This is a genomic window from Nocardiopsis sp. M1B1 (genome assembly GCF_052466615.1).
On record NZ_CP196194.1, the window covers coordinates 851,130 to 869,280 of the forward strand.

Below are 18,151 nucleotides of genomic sequence, written 5' to 3' on the forward strand. Positions count from 1 at the left end.
CCGGCCCAGGGGGTCCGGGACGGGAGGCCGAGGTGGCGGAGCAGGCTGAGGAGGGGGTTCGATGCCCGAGGCGGTCAAGGAACTGGCGGCCGACGACCAGCTCGACGAGATTCTGCGTGCCCTGTACCGCATGCGCGACGGCGACTTCAGCGTCCGTCTGCGCAAGCGCGGCAGCGGCACCATGCGGGAGATCGCGTCCGTCTTCAACGAGGTGGTCGACCACAGCGAACAGCTCAGCGACGAACTCCAGCGCGTCGGCGACGTCGTGCGCAACGAGGGCAGGCTCAACGAGCGCGTCAACGTCAACCCCGCCCGGGGCGCCTGGGGCGAGAGCGCCTTGGCGCTCAACGTCCTGCTCGACGAGGTCGCCGAACCCGTGACCGACGTCGCCGGGGTCCTGGACTCGGTCGCGGAGGGCCAGCTCAGCCGCCGCGCCTCCACCGAGGGCCGCCGCGGCGAGCTCAAGGGCGACCTGCTGCGCCTGGCCACCACGGTCAACCGCATGGCCGACCAGATGAGCGGCTTCGCCGGGGAGGTCACCCGGGTGGCCCGCGAGGTGGGCACCGAGGGCAAGCTCGGCGGCGCCGCGCAGGTCGAGGGGGTCTCCGGGGCCTGGCGCGAGGTGACCGAGTCGGTCAACCAGATGTCCTCGCGCCTGACCGACCAGATGCGCGACATCTCCGAGGTGACCACCGCCGTCGCCCGCGGCGACCTCAGCCGCAAGATCACGGTGGACGTACAGGGCGAGATGCTCGACCTCAAGGACACCGTCAACACGATGGTGGACCAGCTGTCCACCTTCGCCGACGAGGTGACCCGGGTGGCCCGCGAGGTGGGCACCGAGGGCAAGCTCGGCGGACGCGCCAACGTGCGCGGCGTGCGCGGCATCTGGAAGGACCTCACCGAGAACGTCAACTCGATGGCGGACAACCTCACCAACCAGGTGCGCGACATCTCCCAGGTGACGACCTCCGTGGCCCGGGGCGACCTCACCCAGAAGGTCCAGGTCGACGTGCAGGGCGAGATGCTCGCCCTGAAGAACACCGTGAACACCATGGTCGACCAGCTCGACTCCTTCGCCGACGAGGTCACGCGAGTGGCGCGCGAGGTCGGCACGGAGGGCAAGCTGGGCGGGCGGGCCAACGTCAAGGGCGTGTCGGGCATCTGGAAGGACCTGACCGACAACGTCAACTCCATGGCCAACAGCCTCACCTACCAGGTCCGCAACATCTCCCAGGTGACGACGGCGGTCGCCACCGGTGACCTCACCAAGAAGATCACCGTGGACGCCCAGGGGGAGATGCTCGACCTCAAGGACACCATCAACAAGATGGTCGACCAGCTGGACTCCTTCGCCGGGGAGGTGACCAGGGTCGCCCGCGAGGTGGGCACCGAGGGCAAGCTGGCCGGGCAGGCCCACGTCCGCGACGTGTCCGGGGTATGGAAGGACCTGACCGACAACGTCAACTCCATGGCCAACAACCTGACCTACCAGGTGCGCCAGATCTCCATGGTCACGCGCGCGGTGGCCGCGGGCGACCTGACCAAGAAGGTCACGGTCAACGCCAAGGGCGAGATCCTGGAACTGAAGGACACCATCAACGTCATGGTGGACCAGCTCTCCGCGTTCGCCGACGAGGTGACGCGGGTGGCCCGCGAGGTCGGTACCGAGGGCAAGCTGGGCGGCCGCGCCGACGTCAAGGGCGTCTCCGGCATCTGGAACGACCTCACCGAGAACGTCAACTCGATGTCGCACAACCTCACCACGCAGGTGCGCAACATCTCCGAGGTGACCACGGCCGTCGCCGCGGGCGACCTCACCAAGAAGATCGACGTCAACGCCCAGGGGGAGATCCTGGAGGTCAAGACGACGGTCAACACCATGGTCGACCAGCTGTCGGCGTTCGCCACCGAGGTCACCCGAGTGGCCCACGAGGTGGGCAGCCAGGGCCAGCTGGGCGGCCAGGCCAAGGTCGAGGGCGTGACCGGCACCTGGAAGCAGCTCACCGACAGCGTGAACGGCCTGGCGGGCAACCTGACCACGCAGGTGCGGGCGATCGCCGAGGTCGCCAACGCCGTCGCCAAGGGCGACCTGACCCGCAACATCCAGGTCGACGCCCGCGGTGAGATGGAGCAGCTCAAGCACAACATCAACCTGATGGTGTCCAACCTGCGCGAGACCACCGCCACCCAGCGCGACGCCGACTGGCTCAAGTCCAACGTGGCCCGCATCTCCGGCCACATCCAGGGCCACCGCGACCTCAAGGAGCTGGCCCGCCTCATCATGACCGAGGTGACGCCGCTCATCGGCGCCCAGCACGGCGCCTGCTACCTGCCCGAGGACCAGGACGACCAGGAGAACTTCCTGTTCTACGCGGGCTTCGGCTTCGACCCCGACGAGGACCGGCGCCGCGTCCGCGCGGGCATCGGCCTGGTGGGCGAGGCCCTCGCCCAGCAGGTGGAGCAGCAGGTCGGCAACATCCCGCCGGGCTACGTCAAGATCGAGTCGGGGCTGGGAGAGGCCTCCCCGCGCAACCTGTACATCCTGCCGATCGTCTCCGAGGGGCGCTCGCTGGGCGCCATCGAGTTCGCCTCCTACGACGACTTCCGCGAGAGCCACAAGAACTTCCTGCGCCAGCTGGTGAGCCTGCTCGGCACCACCATCAACACCATCCTGGCCAACAACCGCACCGAGGACCTGCTCGAACAGTCCCAGCAGCTCACCAGCCAGCTCAGGGAGCGCTCCAACGAGCTCCAGCGCCAGCAGGAGGAGCTGCGCGGCAAGAACGCCGAGCTCCGCCAGAAGGCCACCCAGCTCGCCAACCAGAACCGGGCGATCGAGCTCCAGAACCAGCAGATCCAGCGCTCCCGCAACGCCCTGGAGGAGCGCGCCCACCAGCTCCAGGTCTCCTCCAAGTACAAGTCCGAGTTCCTGGCGAACATGTCGCACGAGCTGCGCACGCCGCTCAACAGCCTGCTGATCCTGGCTCGCCTGCTCGCCGACAACGCCGAGCAGAACCTGTCCGCCAAGCAGGTCGAGTTCGCCCAGACCATCCACAAGGCGGGCAGCGACCTCCTGCTGCTCATCGACGAGATCCTCGACCTGTCCAAGGTGGAGGCCGGGCGCGCCGAGGTGCAGCCCAGCGAGGTCTCCATCGCCCAGCTGGTCGACTACGTCGAGGCCACCTTCCGCCCGGTCACCGGGGACCAGGGGCTCGCCTTCGCGGTGGACGTGTCGCCGGACATCCCCGGCACGCTGTGGACCGACGAGCAGCGGCTCCAGCAGATACTGCGCAACCTGCTCTCCAACGCCGTCAAGTTCACCCCGCAGGGGGAGGTGCGGCTGCTCATCGAGCCCGCGTGGGCGCTGGAGGACGCCGACCTGGAGATGTTCGTCGAGAACGAGGAGGTCATCGCGTTCACCGTCGCCGACACCGGCATCGGGATCGCCGAGGACAAGCTCCAGGTCATCTTCGAGGCCTTCCACCAGGGCGACGGCGGCACCTCGCGGCGCTTCGGCGGGACCGGCCTCGGCCTGTCCATCAGCCGCAACTTCGCCCGGCTGCTGGGCGGCGAGATCCGCGTGCAGAGCGTGCCCAACCAGGGCTCCACCTTCACGCTGCTGCTCCCGGTGCGCCTGCCCGACGACGCGGGGGAGCGGGCCGACGAGGCCGGGTCCCCGGTACGCGCCCTGAGCGGCATGGACTCGGCGCCGATGCTCGACTCGGGCCGGGGCGCGGACACCGGCGGCTTCGAGTCCTCCCCGCTGGACGACGGCTTCTCCATGCCGGACGAGGACTTCGACGCGGCCCTGGCCGCCCTCACCGACATCAGCGACGAGCCGCTGCCCACGGTCCCGGTGCTCAAGGCGCCCGAGACCCAGGCGGCGGTCGAGGGCGAGGCGCCCGAGCAGCCGGCCGAGTCCGAGCCTCGCACCGACCCCGAGCGGCGGGCCGTCCTGAACGGCCAGCGGGTCCTCATCGTCGACGACGACGTCCGCAACGTCTTCGCGCTCACCAGCGCTCTGGAGGCGCAGGGCCTGGAGGTCCTCTACGCTGACAACGGGCACGCCGGAATCGCCAGGCTGGAGGCCAACGAGGACATCGCGCTCGTCCTGATGGACGTGATGATGCCCGAGTTGGACGGCAACCAGACCACCCAGCGGATCCGGGAGATGCCGCAGTTCGCCGGTCTGCCGATCATCTCGCTCACCGCCAAGGCGATGCAGGGTGACCGCGAGCGCAGCCTCGCGGCGGGCGCCACGGACTACGTGACCAAGCCGGTCGACCTGGACCACCTGCTGGACGTCATGCGGCGCTGGCTCACCGCGGGGCGTGAGGAGACCATCGCCGGAGCGGCGGCCGACGGCGGGGGCGGCACGGCCCCGGACGGGCCCAGCCGCTCGACGTCCGGGCCGGAGGAGGCCGGTGCCGGGCATGACAACGATCCGAACGGGGAGACTGGCACCAGCACCCCGAGCGAAGACCTGGAGTAACCCGACGTGACCCAGAAGGCCAACATCCTTCTCGTCGACGACCGCGACGAGAACCTGATCGCGCTGGAGGCCGCACTCACCTCACTCGACCAGAACCTGGTCAGGGCCAACTCCGGTGAGGAGGCGCTCAAGCACCTTCTGGGCACCGACTTCGCGGTCATCCTGCTCGACGTGGTCATGCCGGGGATGGACGGCTTCGAGACCGCCGCGCACATCAAGCAGCGCGAGAAGACCAAGGACGTGCCGATCATCTTCCTGACCGCCCAGGAGGTCGACCGGCACCAGGTCTTCCGCGGCTACGCCTCGCGCGCGGTGGACTTCCTGCTCAAGCCGTTCGACCCCTGGGTGCTGCGCTCCAAGGTCGAGGTGTTCGTGGAGCTGCACCAGCTCAAGGCGCAGATGCGCGAGCAGGCCCGCGCCCTCCAGCGCGACCTGGGTCAGGAGACGGGCGAGCCCGGCAAGGTCCTGGCCGAGCAGCTGGCGCAGCGCTCCCGCCAGGTCCAGGCCGACCTCGCCCAGCTGCGCGAGCACATCGTGACCAACTACCAGGACGTGGACCAGAGCCTCGTGGACGGCGTGCGCCGGGTGGACAGCGCGGTCTCGCGCCTGTCCACCCTGGTGGACACCCTCCACGGCCCCGCATGACCAGGCCCCTCAGGCGGAGGGCCGGGGCGGCAGCGCCAGGCCGATGTGCTCGCCGATCTCCTCGATCAGGCCCAGGTCGGCCAGGCGGAAGCTGCCCCGGTTGCTGCGGCGGATCAGGGTGAGCGCGCCGCGCACGCCCCGGCTGCCGCGCAGGGGGACCGACAGCAGCGAGCCCGCGCCCAGCATCGACAGCAGCGGTGCCCCCGACGGGGCGTGGCCCAGCACGGCCTCGTCCTCGATCAGCGGGAACAGCAGGGACTGGCCCCGCTCCAGCACCTCGCCCGGGATGTCGGAGTCGCCGGGCGCCGCCGAGGCCACCGCCTCCCTCTGCGCCGGGAGCGCGTCGGCCGGACCCGCGACCACGGCGCGGCGGGGCGCCACGGAGGAGGTCGGCAGGTCGCACACGTCCACGACCACCCAGTCGGCGTAGGAGTCGGCCAGCAGGTCGGCGGCGTCCGCGAGCGCGAGCGGTTTGCCCGCACCGCCCGGCCCGGCCGAGCGCAGCAGCAGCCGCGTCATCCGGGTCAGCACGTCCAGCCTGCGCGCGGCCAGCACCACCACCTGGTCCTCCACCTCCGTCTCCAGCGGGGCGGGGCCCTCCTCCTCGGCGCCGTTCATCGGCGGCGACATCGCCACCAGCACCAGCGGGTTGGGCTCGGTGGGCAGCTCCAGCCGCGTCAGGGTCAGGTGCACGTCCTCGGCCCAGCCGCGCTGGGCCAGCCGGGACTCCAGCGCGGCGTCGCCGTCGCCGCGCAGCACCGCGGCCAGCCAGGACTGCATGGCCGCGCGCTTACGCAGGTCGACGAAGTGGGCGAAGGGCTTGCCGGTGAGGTAGCCCGGCGCGCTGCCCAGCCGCGAGGCGCCGGAGTTGTTGATGCGCCGGATGTAGCCCTCGTGGTCCAGCAGCACTGCGGGGACGCTCAGCTCCTGGAACATCGCGCGCAGCAGCGCCCGGTCGCCGTCGTCGCCCTGGCGGCGCGGCTCGGGCTGGGCGTGGGCCCTGGCCAGTTCGGCCCCCGCGTCGCCCAGCAGGCGTTCGGCGTACTCCAGTTCGGCCAGGGCCGCCTCGGCGGTGCCCTGGGCGTCGTCGGGATACATGGTGTGCGTGTTGCGCAGGGCCGCGATGCGTTCACCCAGTGCGGTGATCTCACGCTGCAACCCGGCGAGGTTCTCCGACACGCTCAGGTCTCCCGTCGTGGATGGCGTCTTCCCGAAGAGGGCGGATGTCCGCTCCCGCGGTCTTCCAAGGTTACGGTTAGTCCGAGCCCGGAAACGGCAAGGAGGCCCGACTGTGTGGATCGAACGCCTGGCCCGGGACATCGGCGCGCTGGGGCAGGCGGACGGCACGACCCTGGAACGGGCCCTGGACCAGATGAGCAGGGCCGCGGCCCTGGGCGTCCCCGGCTGCTCGGCCGCCCTCGTCGTGGTCTGGCGCGAGGTCGAGGGGGCCGACGGCTCCGTTCGGCACGTGGTCACCGACTACGGGGCCTCCCACGCGGACCTGTCCGCGGCCTTCGAGCACCAGTACACCACCGACCAGGGGCCCACCGTCGAGGCCGTCCGCGAGATGGGGCGGGTACGGGTGGGCGACATCCTGCGCGAACCCCACCGCTGGCCCCGCTACACCAGCATGGCGGTCCAGTGCGGGGACCGCTCCTCCATCACCCTGCCCAGCCTGCTGCCCGGCGAGGGCGACGACCGGGTGATCACCTTCGGCGTGCACTCCGGCCGGGCCGACGCCTTCGACGAGGAGGTCGTCGCCCCGCTGACCGCCCTGCTCGCCGAGCACGCCGCCGTGTCGCTGTACAGTGCCGGACGCCAGGCCGACGTGGCCAGGGAGACCGCCCACATGCGCCGGGCCATGTCCGCACGTACGGTGATCGACCAGGCCAAGGGCATCATCATGCACGCCCGCGGCTGCGACGCCGACACCGCCTTCGCCGCGCTGCGCGAGGTCGCCCAGCGCAACCGCAAACGGGTGGTGGACGTGGCCCGCGACCTCGTGGCCGAGAACACCGGTCCCCAGCCCCGGATGCGCCCCGACCGAAGGTGAACGGGTGGGCAACACCGGGCGATGAGTCCCGAGCGTGATCGAAAAGCGCCATGATGAGGGCTCGGGGCCGTCCCGGAACAAGAAGGAGAAGTGACCGTGACGTCAGACATCTCGATCCGTCGCGAGGATGACGTCGTCGTCGTCACCCCCGCGGGGGAGATGGACGCGGTGACCTCTCCCGCGTTGGCCGACGTCCTCGACGGCCTCCTGGCCGCCGAGCCGCCACGGGGGGTGGTGGTCGACCTCGCCAAGGTGTCCTTCTGCGACTCGCGCTGCATCGGCGTGCTCGTCTCCGCCTACCGGCAGGCCCGCGACCTGGGCGTGGGCCTGATGGTCGCCGAGCCCCAGCCGCAGGTCAACCGCCTGTTCGTGATAGCCGGGATCGACCAGGTCATCCCGATCGCGGCCAGCACCGGCGCCGCGGCGGAGTCCCTCAGGGGCTGAGCGGGGCCCGCGTCCCGGACTCCCGGACGGTCCCGGACTCCCCGGCCCCGTCCACGAAGTGCAGCCGTACCAGGGAGCCCTCGCCGCTGCCGCTGATCTCCAGGAAGTCGCAGGTCTGCCGGGTGATCCACAGCCCGTACCCGCGCGGGCGCATGCTGTCGGCCGGGCGGTAGCCGGTGAGCGGGTCGAAGAGCCCGCCGCGCTCGTCGAACACGTCGCACACCCACCGCCCCGGGGCGCGCCAGACCTGCACGGTGCCCTTGCCCGCGCCGTGCTCCAGAACGTTGGCGGCCAGCTCGTTGACCGCCACCACCAGGCTGTCGATGCGCTCGGGCGGGAACCCCGTGGACTCGCCGAGCGCGGCCAGGTCGGCGCGCAGCCGCGGCAGGGACATCCCGATCTCCAGCCGGTGCACGGGCCCGCTGACCGGCAGCGGCTCCGGGGCGACCGGCCGGGTGCCGAAGGCGGCCGTGCCCAGGTAGGCGGGGTTGGGTCGGGGCCCGTCGGACTCCACCAGCACCGGGTGGGTGGCCACGACCGCGGACCGCGTCCGCGGGGTCAGGTCGCGGTCGTCGTGGACGCACAGCAGGCTCAGCCGCTGCGGGGCCAGCGCCGTGGACAGCACCGACTCCAGCCGGTGCCACTCGCGCAGCTCCATCCCCGAGACCGGCAGCGGCGGCTCGGCCACCACGACCACCGGCACGGGGTCGTGGACCAGCGCCAGGCGGTGCAGGGCGGCCAGGGTGCGGCCCGGGGCGTCGTAGAACCGGTTCCGCTCCAGGACGTGCACGCGCTCGCGCTCGGAGTCCGACAGCGCCCCGACGAGCGCCGCGGCGCGCTCGTCGGAGACCGCGAGCACCGTGTGGGCGTTTTCGCGTACGGCTGAGCGCAACCGCTGCCGGGCCACCTCGTGGAACCGCTGCCCGCGGCGGAAGAGCAGTCCCTGGTGTTCGAAGGTCATCGGTACGTGGTGTCCGCGCCCGGGGCCGGCCGTCCGGCCGCCGGGCGCCACTGTCTGTGTACCCGCTGCGGCCCCTCGGGGGAAACCCCCGGGGGCCGGTGAACCGGGCGCGCTGTCAGGACGGGCACGGCTCAGCGCGCGGTCCCGGACAGTAGCAGACCGTCCGTCTCGTCCTCGTCGGCGCGGTCCTGTTCCGTCTGCTGCGGGCGGGAGCGCTCGTAGGCCAGCTCCGTCTCGACGGCGATCCGCTGCCAGGTGAACCGGGAGCGGGCCCGGTCCACGGCGGCGATGCCGTACGCGGTGCTCATGGTCGGGGTGCTGAGGACCGCACGCACGGAGCGCACGATCTCGTCGGGGCGGCCGAAGCGCATCAGCACGCCGCTGGTGCGGTGCAGGACCGCCCCCGGGGTGGCGCCGGTGGCGGTGGCCACCACGGGCAGGCCGCACGCCATGGCCTCCAGCACGGCCCCGCCGTAGGGCTCGTAGGAGGCGGCGGACACGTACACGTCAGCGGAGCGCAGCAGGCGGGGCAGTTCCTTGCGCTCCACGGGCCCGGCCAGGTGGACGCGGTCGTTCACCCCGGCCTCCTTGGCCAGGAGCTCGATCCGGCGGGCGTTCTCGTCCAGGGCCACGTCCAGGTCATCGGCGGTGGAGACGAGCAGCAGCTCGGCCTCGGGGAGGCGGGTCATGGCCTCCACGAGCCGGTCGGCGCCGCCGGCCTCGGTCAGGGAGGTGACCGAGACCAGGCGGGCGCGCTCCTCGCGCCGGGAGTGCCAGTGCTCGGCGGAGGCGCTGCCCTCCACGCTGAAGTGGTCGGGGTCCACACCGAAGGGCACGACGTTGACGTGGTGGCGGGGGACGCCCAGGCGGGCCAGCTCGACCTGTTGGTCGGTGGAGTTGACCAGCACGCGGTCGGCGCGCGAGGCGAGGATGGTCTCCATGCGGGCGCGCTCGGGGTGGTGGCCGAGGCCGGAGCGCTGCTCGCTGGCGTTGAGGGAGTGGAAGGTCTGCACCAGGGGCGTGCCGCTCTGGTCGCTCTCGCTGTGCGCCTGCGCGTGCAGGGCGGCCAGGCCGCTGGTCCAGCCGATCGCGTGCAGGACGTCGGGGCGGTCCTCGTCCAGGACGGAGGCCAGGGCGCTGCCGAAGGCGCCGGTGTGCTCGGCGTGCTCCTCGGGGGACAGCGGCCGGGCCGGACCGGCGTCCAGGTAGGCGACGGAGACGCCGCGCGCCATGCGGGTGCGGCCGTCGGGCTGGTCGGGGTCGCTGCGGCGGGCGTAGACCGTCACCCGGTGGCCCCGCTTGGCGAGCTGGCGGGACAGGGCGCACACGTGCAGGCTCGCGGGGCAGGCGGGCTCGCCCCTGTGCGCGGGGAGGGGGTTGGCGTGTTCGGCGACCATGGCGATCTTCACTGGGCTGAACTCCTTGGACACGGTCTCATCCGGATGTCCGTCGTAGGTGCGCCCGAGGCGACTCCGGAGCGGGGATCGGAGTCCTCACGGGCGGGGCTGGGGCCGTGGCGCCGGTTCCCGGTCCGTGGGGCCGGGTCCGGCGGGAAGGTGGCGGGGGGAGGCGGGGCGCGGTCAGGGGAGGGCGGCACACGGTGCCGGACAGCGCGCCGGTGGAGGCCTCCCGGCAGCACGGGAAGCCGTAGGCGCATGGCGCGTACGGCTGCCGTTGAACGGAGGGGGGAGAGGAAGAAAGAAGGGAAGACGCACGGAGATCACACCAAACGACCGGTCGAGGAAGACTGGGGCCACCGTGCGTGACAGGATGATGCCGCACGGGGCTGGTCGTGTGTGTCTGCGTCTTAGACACCCAACGGGGTTCATTCTGCCAGACGGTTCGCGTCTCGACAACGTGACGCGAATCCGACACCCAGAGACGCGGGGGTTCGGTGCTGTCCGTAACCCCGGAGTCCTCCCGGTTGGTCTGCGGTTTCGCGGTACCCGTGGGTGGCCCCTGTCGGGTCGGCCGCACCGCCGCTACTGTCGGACCGGAACACCGGGACCGCCCGGCGCGCACCGCGGATCGTCCGGCACGACGCCTCCGGCGGCGGGAACCGGGGCGGGAACTGCGTATCCGGGTGTTTTCCGCCATGATGTACGCGGATTTTGACCCACTCCGGCGGTGGCTCGGTACGGTGACAGAATCCAGACGTTGAACGGGACTCGACCAAGGCCCGGCGCGGGGCGCCGGGCAACCGGCCACGGCCGATGAAACGGGAGGAAGGGCGTATGGGTGTCGCTGGTGGGGAAGTCATTGTCACGGCCCTCACGCACCGGGGCGCTATCCGCCCCGCCAACGAGGACGCCGTCGTCATGGGTGCCCTGACCGTCGCCAGTGCGAACATGACCTCGCCGGTGCGCTGCGTCCTCCCGGTCGGGGAGCCCGTCATCCTGGCGGTCGCCGACGGGATCGGCGGTCAGGCCGCGGGGGAGATCGCCTCCGAGCACGCCGTGCACCGCATGGCCGAGATGGGGCCGCGGCTCAACGGTCCCGAGGAGATCGCCCAGCTGCTGAGCAACATCGACGAGGAGATCAAGGACCACGCCACCCAGCACACCGAGTTCTCCGGCATGGGGACCACGGTCGCGGGCGTCCTGCTCAACAACGACGGCAACTTCTGGTTCAACGTCGGCGACTCCCGCACCTACCGCCTGGAGGGGCGCCGCCTGCGCCAGCTCTCGGAGGACGACTCGCCCGCGCTGCCCCCGTCCGAGGACGGCCGTCCGGTCACCACGAACTTCATCACCCAGTCCCTGGGCGGCAGTTCGGGCGGCACGATGGTCCCGCACGTGGGCCGGGACGACGCGGCCGACCCCAGCGCCTGGCTCATGTGCAGCGACGGCCTGTCCGACCTGGTCCTGCCCGAGGAGATGGAGCGGATGATCGCCGAGGCGGGCAGCGACGAGGCCGCCGTGTACGCCCTGTGGCAGGCCGCCATGGAGGCGGGCGGCAAGGACAACATCAGCATCCTGCTGGCACGCCGCGTCTGACCCCTCCCGACCGGGCCGACCGAGTCGGCCCCGGCGGTCGGCCGGCCTCCCCCGACCGTGCCGGTCCCGCCGACCCCAGACCTCCGACCCCTTCCGCCCGTCAGCCTCCCCCGACCCGCGGCCCCGGTCCCCGCGCGAGCGGACGCCGCCGACGCCTCCCGTGTCCGCCCCCCGTCGCCGGACGGGCGGACCGGGCACCGAACACGACGAGGGCCCGCACGCCCTCCCCCGCGGGGGAGGCGCGTACGGGCCCCTCGGTCCCTTCGCCGCGGTCCTACTTCTGTCCGGCGTCCCCGCCCGGGCGCTTGCGCATGCGCACGGCCACGAGCACGACCGCGGCGATGCCCGCGACCGCGACGACGGCCACGACCGCCAGCGCCACCGGCGACACGCCGCCCGACTCCTCCTCGGCCGCGGCCTCGTCCGCGTTCACCTCGTCGGCGGGCTCCTGCTCCGGCTCAGCGGCGGGCTCCTGCGCGGTCTCGCTCTCCTCGGGCTCCGGCGCCGCCGCGGCGACGGCCTCCTCGGTCACCGAGAACGTCAGGGTGTCCTGGATCGGGTGCCCGTCGGAGGAGACCACGCGGAACCCGATGGTGTACTCACCGGCCTGGTCCAGCGGGGCCAGCCCCACCGACACGTCCGTGCCGTCGAAGGTCAGGTCCCCCTCCTCGTAGGTGGTCTCCTCGTCCGGCCCCGTGACGACGACGGCGCTGCCGCTGCCGCCCTCCATCGGCGAGTTGTTGAAGCTCAGCACGACCTCCTCGGGCACGGTGTCCAGGGTGGCCCCGTCCTCGGGGTTGGACCCGGTCAGGACGTCGTGCGCCAGCGCGGGCGAGGGGGCCAGGGCCAGGGCGGCCGCGGCGAGGGGGGCCAGTACGGCGGCGGCCGCGCGCGCGAGCGTGCGCGAGGTGGCCGCGGTGTCGGGGGTGCGGGTGGTGGTGGTCATGTCTTCCCTCAGTTCTCGGTACGTTCCGGCGTGCGCGCTGGGGCGCCGTGCAAGGGCGCCCCGGGAGGGGGAGGGCCGCGCGGGCCGTGCGCCGAGAGCGCGACGGGCGGGGGAGCGGTACCGGAGGCGGCGCACGTGACCGGTACGCGGGCGCCGAACGCGATGCCGGGCACGCGCAGCGGCGGCAGCGCCCGGGCGAGCAGGGCGGTCAGGAACCACAGGGCCGCCTCGCCGTGGGCGAGCAGCGCCGACGCCAGCAGGGCCGCCCACAGATGGGCGAACAGCATGCCGGGCGCGAGGCCGAGGGCGTGGGTGATCAGGCCGTGCCCGGCGTGGTCGGCGCCGGTGTCGAGGATGCCGGGGAGGGGTTCGCCCGAACCCTGGAACACCAGGTGCAGGAGGATCTGCACGCAGGCCATGACGGCGAAGATGTCGCCGAACCCGCGCATCGTGCGGGTGAAGTACCACAGCAGGGGGAACAGGACCGCGGTCGCCGCGGCCAGGCCCCCGGGGGAGGCGGGCGCCGCGGCCCACAGGTTGTGCCCGCCCCAGGCAAGCCCCGTGCACGCAGCGGCCAGGAGGGCCGTGCGCAGGAGGCGGAGTGTGCCGTGAGCGGGTCGCACGAGAAAGAACCTAGGCCGTGCCCCGGAGGGTCGCAAGATCCCCTGGGGTCGGCGGACGCGCGGCCCGGGCGGACCGGCGCGGGGCGCCGTCGTTCGGGCCGCGGACGAGGCGGGACCGGACCGGGGGCGGTTCGAGGGGGCTGGACCGCCGGGCGGGCCGAGGCCCTCCGGCGGTCCGCGTCGCCCTCGTCAGTGACGACCGGCCGGGACGAGTTCGCGGCGCATGTAGCGGCGCTCCTCGGGGGTGGTCCCACCCCAGACTCCGTGAGCCTCTCCCGCCCGCAGGGCCCACCGCAGGCACTCTTGGCGAACAGTACAGCTGCGGCAGACGGCGATGGCCTGCTCGGTGTCGGCGCGCCCGATCCCGGTGCTGCTCACCGGAAAGAAGATCTCCGGGTCCTGCGAGCGGCAGTTGCCCTGCAGGACCCAGTCCTCGCTCTCGTGGTACAGGCGGTTCACGGGCGCCTCCGATCCGTGGCTGGTGGTCCCTGTCCCCGTGCCGTGTCACCACGGCCGGGTCAGGGGGCTTCTCCGCCCCACCGCCCACGGGTGATCGACCCGGGAACTGCGGCGCGGCGATGCGACCAATTGTAGTACGACTCAACGTAGTACTACACGGAGTCTGCTCGAAAAGACCGGAAAACTCAAGGGCGTCCCCGGGGTGCGGGCCGCCCCTCCCGCGGGCGCGCCCCCGGGCGGGGGCGGGGCCCGACCCTCCCCCTGCCCCCACGCGGCCGCGCCAAAGGCCGCGTCCCCCCGGGTGTCGGCGTTTCGGGTGTGCCGCCAGCCCCTTTCGGCGTAGCGTGTGGTGCGCCTGCGGAGCCCCCGAGAGGCGTTATGTCGCGAGCTTTCCACCGAATTCATGTGACTTAACGCACGCTTAATATTGCTTCGCGAGGATCTATGTTTGACCCTGACGGCTGTCGGCCCCCCGAGCGCCGACGGCCGCCCTCCCCGGCGGCGCCCCGAGTCCGCTCCCCGCGGCCGCGGCGCCGAACCCCCTGTTGGGCGGGGCATGGGACCGTGTCCCGTCCGCTCCCGGACGACCCCCGAAAGTCCAGGTCAGAGCTTTGGGGCGCTGCTAAATAAACGGGCCATACCCGTGAGCGCTCTGCCCAAACATTCGCGAGCGGCCTCCGCGAAATGTCATTGACGTTCGTTCGCTAAGTTCGATCGACGTGCCACATCTACGAACGAACCTCCAAGCACGCGACCGGACTGACACCGGGGCCACGGCCCCAGGCGCCGCGGGCCGTGGAGGCGTGCGCCTGTCGCACCCGTCCCCGGAGGACGGACCGCACATGTGGCGGCTGGCGCGGGAGAACGGCATGGACGCCAACTCCCCGTACGCCTACGCGCTCTGGTGCCGGGACTTCGCCACGACCAGCGTCGTCGCCCGCGACGACGAGGGCCGTGTCGCGGCCTACGTCACCGGCTACGTGCGGCCCGACGACCCCGACACGTACTTCCTCTGGCAGGTCGCCGTCGACTCCGCGTACCGCGGACAGGGACTGGCCCGCCGGATGCTCGACTTCGTCGGTGACCGGATCACCGACCGCGGCCTGCGCTACCTCGAAGCGACCGTCACCGCCGACAACACCGCCTCCCGCGCCCTGTTCGCCTCGTTCGCCAGGGACCGGGACGCCGAGGCCGTGTGGAGTCCGCTCTTCACCGGGGAACACTTCCCCCAAGAGGACACCCCCCACGACCCCGAGGACCTCGTACGCATCGGACCTCTCGGAGCCGGGCCCGGAGCATGACCGACCGTCCGCACCGGACCCGTTCGACCCACCCCGTCGCCCAAGCCATGAGCCCACGAACCTGGGATAAAGGAACCGAGGAACACACGATGGAGACCTTCCAGCGCCTGGAGTCCGAAGTCCGCGGATACTGCCGGAACTGGCCGGTCGTGTTCGACCGGGCCGTCGGTAGCCACGTCTACTCCGAGGACGGCAAGCCCTACCTCGACTTCTTCGCGGGAGCGGGGTCGCTCAACTACGGGCACAACAACCCCGAGCTGAAGACCTCGCTCATCGAGTACCTGACCGACGACAAGATCGTGCACAGCCTCGACGCCTACAGCGTGGCCAAACGCGAGTTCCTGGAGACCTTCGAGGAGATCATCCTCAAACCCCGGGGCCTTGACTACAAGGTCCAGTTCCCCGGGCCCGCGGGCAACAACGCTGTCGAGGCCGCGCTCAAGCTGGCCCGCAAGTACACCGGTCGCGAGACCATCGTCAACTTCACCAACGGCTTCCACGGCATGACCCTGGGAGCCCTGGCCGTCACCGGCAACTCGATGAAGCGCGGCGGCGCGGGCGTGCCGCTGGGCCACGTCGCCACGATGCCGTTCGACAACTACCTGGACGGCAAGACGCCGGACTTCCTGTGGCTGCGCAGCCTGCTGGACGACAGCGGCAGCGGCCTGGACAAGCCCGCCGCCGTCATCGTCGAGACGGTCCAGGGCGAGGGCGGCATCAACGCCGCCAGCGCCCAGTGGCTGCGCGAGCTCTCGGACCTGTGCCGCGAGTACGAGATCCTCATGATCGTCGACGACATCCAGATGGGCTGCGGCCGCACCGGCGACTTCTTCAGCTTCGAGGAGGCCGGGATCACCCCGGACATCGTCACGCTGTCCAAGTCCATCAGCGGCTACGGCCTGCCCATGGCCCTCACCCTGTTCAAGCGCGAGCTGGACGTGTGGGAGCCGGGCGAGCACAACGGCACCTTCCGCGGCTTCAACCCGGCCATGGTGACCGCCGTCGAGGCCCTGCGCCGCTACTGGAGCGACTCGGCCTTCTCCGACTCCGTCAAGGCCAAGGGCGACATGGTCGCCGCCCGCCTGGCCGAGATGGCCGCCGAGCACGCCGAGTTCGGCGCGCACGTGCGCGGCCGCGGCCTGGCCCGGGGCCTGGCCTTCGAGCAGACCGACATCGCCAAGAAGGTCGCCGCCGAGGCCTTCGACCGGGGTCTGCTCCTGGAGACCTCCGGCCCCGAGGACGAGGTGGCCAAACTCCTGCCGCCGCTCACGGCGAGCGAGGAGGAACTCACGGCCGGCCTTGACATCATGGCTGACGCGGCCCGCGCCGCGGTCAAGGCGGCCCAGCCCGCCTAGGGACTCCCACAGGGGGATTTCCACACCACACGGTGCGGGGCCGGGCGGCGACCCTCGGGACGTCGTCCGGCCCCTCCCCGTGTGCCGTACCACCACAGGAGCGCTCAGAGCGCGTAGAGGGGGAGCACAGTGATCGTTCGCAGCATGGACGAGGTCAACGACACCGACGCCGACATCAAGACGGAGAACTGGCGCAGCCGTCGGATCGTCCTGGCCAAGGACAAGGTCGGCTTCTCCTTCCACGAGACCGTCCTGTACGCGGGCACCGAGTCGACCTTCTGGTACGCCAACCACGTCGAGCTCGTGCACTGCATCGAGGGCGAGGCCGAGCTGACCAACGAGGAGACCGGGGAGAAGCACGTCATCACCCCGGGCACCCTCTACCTGCTCAACGGCCACGAGAAGCACACCGTCCGCCCCAAGACGGACTTCCGCGTGCTGTGCGTGTTCAACCCGCCCGTCACCGGGCGCGAGGTGCACGACGAGAACGGCGTCTACCCCCTCGTCGTCGAGGAAGACGCCTGATCCCAGGACTGCCAGACCACGCGGGCGGGGCCGGTCGGCCCCGCCCGTTCGCGTTCGCGGAAGGCGACACCGGAGTGTCCTCGGGGTGGCGCGCGGGCGGCGCCCCAGGGTGACGGAGAACCGGACCCAAAGTCACGAGCACCAGGTGACCCGCCCTGAACAGGCCAAAGGGCGGATCACCCCGAGACTGCACGTGAATAACCAGTGCATAACGGACTAATCGGGTCCTGTTACTGCCGGTCCTGCCCGGGGAGGGAGACCCCCGTACTTGTGCCGCCCCGCCCTGCCCCCGGGTGGCGGCCACAGCCGCGGCCCGGTGCCGCACACCGCCCACACCAGGCATCCCGATCCGAATGCGCGGCGCTGTCGTCCAGCCAGGCGAGAGCGCCGCTCCCGCGAGTCTTTCGAGGAGCAGTCGTGAAGAAGCAGGTACCCGCAGTACGCAGAGGAGCCTGGGGCCGCCGTGACGCACTCCGCCTGGGAGGCGTGGGGCTGGCCACCCTCGGCCTGGCCGCCTGCACCCGCGTCGACGGCGGAGGCGGCGGGGAGGGGGAGGAGGGCGCCTCGACCCTGGACCGGCTGCGCGAACAGGGCTTCGTGGCCGTCGGCCTCGCCAACGAGATCCCCTTCGGCTTCGTCGACGACTCCGGCAACCCGGCCGGTCAGTCCCCCGCCGTGGCCAAGGCGGTCTTCGAGGAGCTGGGCGTCCCCGAGATCCAGGCCTCCTCGGTGAACTGGGACGGGCTCATCCCCGGCCTGAACGCGAACCGCTTCGACGTCATCGCCGCCGGTGTGTTCATCACCCCCGAGCGCTGCGGCCAGGTCGCCTTCAGCGAGCCCACCGCCACCTCCCCCGAGGCCTTCATGGTCGCGGAGGGCAACCCGCACGGCATCCAGCACTTCACGGACTTCGTCGACAACCCCGACCTCGTGCTCGCGGTCCTCAACGGTTCGGTCGAGCAGACCTACGCCGAGTACTTCGAGGTGCCCGAGGACCAGATGGAGCTCATCCCCAACCAGACCGCCGGCTACGAGCTGCTGGAGGCCGGGCGAGTGGACGCGATGTCCATGCTGAGCGTGTCCCACACCTACCTGCTCCAGGACCGGGGCGGCCCCTTCGAGGTCACCGAGGCGTTCTTCCCCGAGATCGACGGCCAGGAGGAGAAGGGCTGGGGCGGGCTGTGCCTCCGCCAGCAGGACACCCAGCTCCTGGAGGAGGTCAACCGGGTGATCGCCGAGTTCAAGGAGAGCGGACGCCTCCTGGAGCTGGGCGAGGAGTGGGGCTTCACCGAGGCCGACCTGCCCGACGACACGACCACCGCCGAACTCTGCGAGGGATGAGCCCGCA

At 71.6% G+C, this 18,151-nt stretch carries 15 protein-coding genes; 9 read left to right on the top strand and 6 right to left on the bottom strand.

What is annotated here, in order from left to right; all coding sequences use genetic code 11:
• The first annotated feature begins 61 nt into the window (after positions 1–61).
• A complete protein-coding gene (locus tag ACSTA4_RS03925) occupies positions 62–4,495 on the top strand; it encodes a HAMP domain-containing protein (RefSeq protein WP_444962447.1) in 4,434 nt (1,477 codons plus the stop codon).
• A gap of 6 nt (positions 4,496–4,501) precedes the next feature.
• Positions 4,502–5,140, top strand: coding sequence for a response regulator (locus ACSTA4_RS03930; RefSeq protein WP_248773508.1), 639 nt, complete (start codon positions 4,502–4,504; stop codon positions 5,138–5,140).
• Positions 5,141–5,149: 9 nt separating this feature from the next.
• On the opposite strand, the gene ACSTA4_RS03935 is transcribed toward ACSTA4_RS03930, so the two are convergent.
• Positions 5,150–6,319 carry a GAF domain-containing protein gene (locus ACSTA4_RS03935; RefSeq protein ID WP_444962448.1) on the bottom strand — a complete coding sequence of 390 codons (1,170 nt, stop codon included), beginning with the start codon at positions 6,317–6,319 and terminating at the stop codon, positions 5,150–5,152.
• 112 nt (positions 6,320–6,431) lie between these two features.
• Between ACSTA4_RS03935 and ACSTA4_RS03940 the strand changes: the two genes are divergently transcribed.
• Together ACSTA4_RS03940 and ACSTA4_RS03945 are read left to right on the top strand one after the other, a co-directional pair.
• Positions 6,432–7,193 (top strand): GAF and ANTAR domain-containing protein, encoded by a 762-nt coding sequence (locus tag ACSTA4_RS03940; RefSeq protein ID WP_013156192.1) that lies wholly within the window; start codon positions 6,432–6,434, stop codon positions 7,191–7,193.
• Positions 7,194–7,289: 96 nt separating this feature from the next.
• A complete protein-coding gene (locus ACSTA4_RS03945; protein ID WP_212641544.1) occupies positions 7,290–7,637 on the top strand; it encodes an STAS domain-containing protein in 348 nt (115 codons plus the stop codon).
• Here the strand turns inward: ACSTA4_RS03945 and ACSTA4_RS03950 are convergent.
• Complete coding sequence (locus ACSTA4_RS03950) at positions 7,627–8,598, bottom strand: anti-sigma factor RsbA family regulatory protein (RefSeq protein ID WP_444962449.1); 972 nt, start codon at positions 8,596–8,598, stop codon at positions 7,627–7,629. The two genes, ACSTA4_RS03945 and ACSTA4_RS03950, sit on opposite strands and share 11 nt — an antisense overlap.
• A 131-nt stretch (positions 8,599–8,729) precedes the next feature.
• On the bottom strand, positions 8,730–10,007 hold the full coding sequence (locus ACSTA4_RS03955) for a glycosyltransferase (RefSeq protein WP_444962450.1): 1,278 nt from the start codon (positions 10,005–10,007) through the stop codon (positions 8,730–8,732).
• 825 nt (positions 10,008–10,832) lie between these two features.
• On the opposite strand from ACSTA4_RS03955, the gene ACSTA4_RS03960 reads away from it, so the two are divergent.
• Entirely contained in the window at positions 10,833–11,594 is a 762-nt protein-coding gene (locus ACSTA4_RS03960) for a PP2C family protein-serine/threonine phosphatase (RefSeq protein ID WP_017567879.1), read from the top strand.
• A 274-nt stretch (positions 11,595–11,868) separates the two neighbouring features.
• Here ACSTA4_RS03960 and ACSTA4_RS03965 read toward each other — a convergent pair whose 3' ends face one another.
• The 3 genes from ACSTA4_RS03965 to ACSTA4_RS03975 all read right to left on the bottom strand — a co-directional run bounded on the left by ACSTA4_RS03965 (position 11,869) and on the right by ACSTA4_RS03975 (position 13,622).
• Positions 11,869–12,540: a copper resistance CopC family protein gene (locus ACSTA4_RS03965; protein ID WP_444962451.1), complete on the bottom strand. Its 672-nt coding sequence runs from the start codon at positions 12,538–12,540 to the stop codon at positions 11,869–11,871.
• Between the two features lie 8 nt (positions 12,541–12,548).
• Positions 12,549–13,163, bottom strand: coding sequence for a copper resistance protein (locus ACSTA4_RS03970; RefSeq protein WP_444962452.1), 615 nt, complete (start codon positions 13,161–13,163; stop codon positions 12,549–12,551).
• A gap of 189 nt (positions 13,164–13,352) precedes the next feature.
• The gene (locus ACSTA4_RS03975; protein WP_013156198.1) at positions 13,353–13,622 is read right to left on the bottom strand and encodes a WhiB family transcriptional regulator; all 270 of its coding nucleotides are present in this window, start codon (positions 13,620–13,622) and stop codon (positions 13,353–13,355) included.
• An 803-nt stretch (positions 13,623–14,425) separates the two neighbouring features.
• Here ACSTA4_RS03975 and ectA point away from each other — a divergent pair.
• From ectA to ehuB, 4 genes are all read left to right on the top strand, one after another.
• Entirely contained in the window at positions 14,426–14,923 is a 498-nt protein-coding gene (gene ectA / locus ACSTA4_RS03980; protein ID WP_130396392.1) for a diaminobutyrate acetyltransferase, read from the top strand.
• An 89-nt stretch (positions 14,924–15,012) separates the two neighbouring features.
• Positions 15,013–16,278, top strand: a complete 1,266-nt coding sequence (gene ectB, locus ACSTA4_RS03985; RefSeq protein ID WP_248773514.1) for a diaminobutyrate--2-oxoglutarate transaminase — start codon at positions 15,013–15,015, stop codon at positions 16,276–16,278.
• Between the two features lie 129 nt (positions 16,279–16,407).
• A complete protein-coding gene (locus ACSTA4_RS03990) occupies positions 16,408–16,803 on the top strand; it encodes an ectoine synthase (protein ID WP_274976200.1) in 396 nt (131 codons plus the stop codon).
• A 486-nt stretch (positions 16,804–17,289) separates the two neighbouring features.
• Positions 17,290–18,144 carry an ectoine/hydroxyectoine ABC transporter substrate-binding protein EhuB gene (gene ehuB / locus ACSTA4_RS03995; protein ID WP_444964091.1) on the top strand — a complete coding sequence of 285 codons (855 nt, stop codon included), beginning with the start codon at positions 17,290–17,292 and terminating at the stop codon, positions 18,142–18,144.
• The last annotated feature ends 7 nt before the right edge of the window (positions 18,145–18,151 follow it).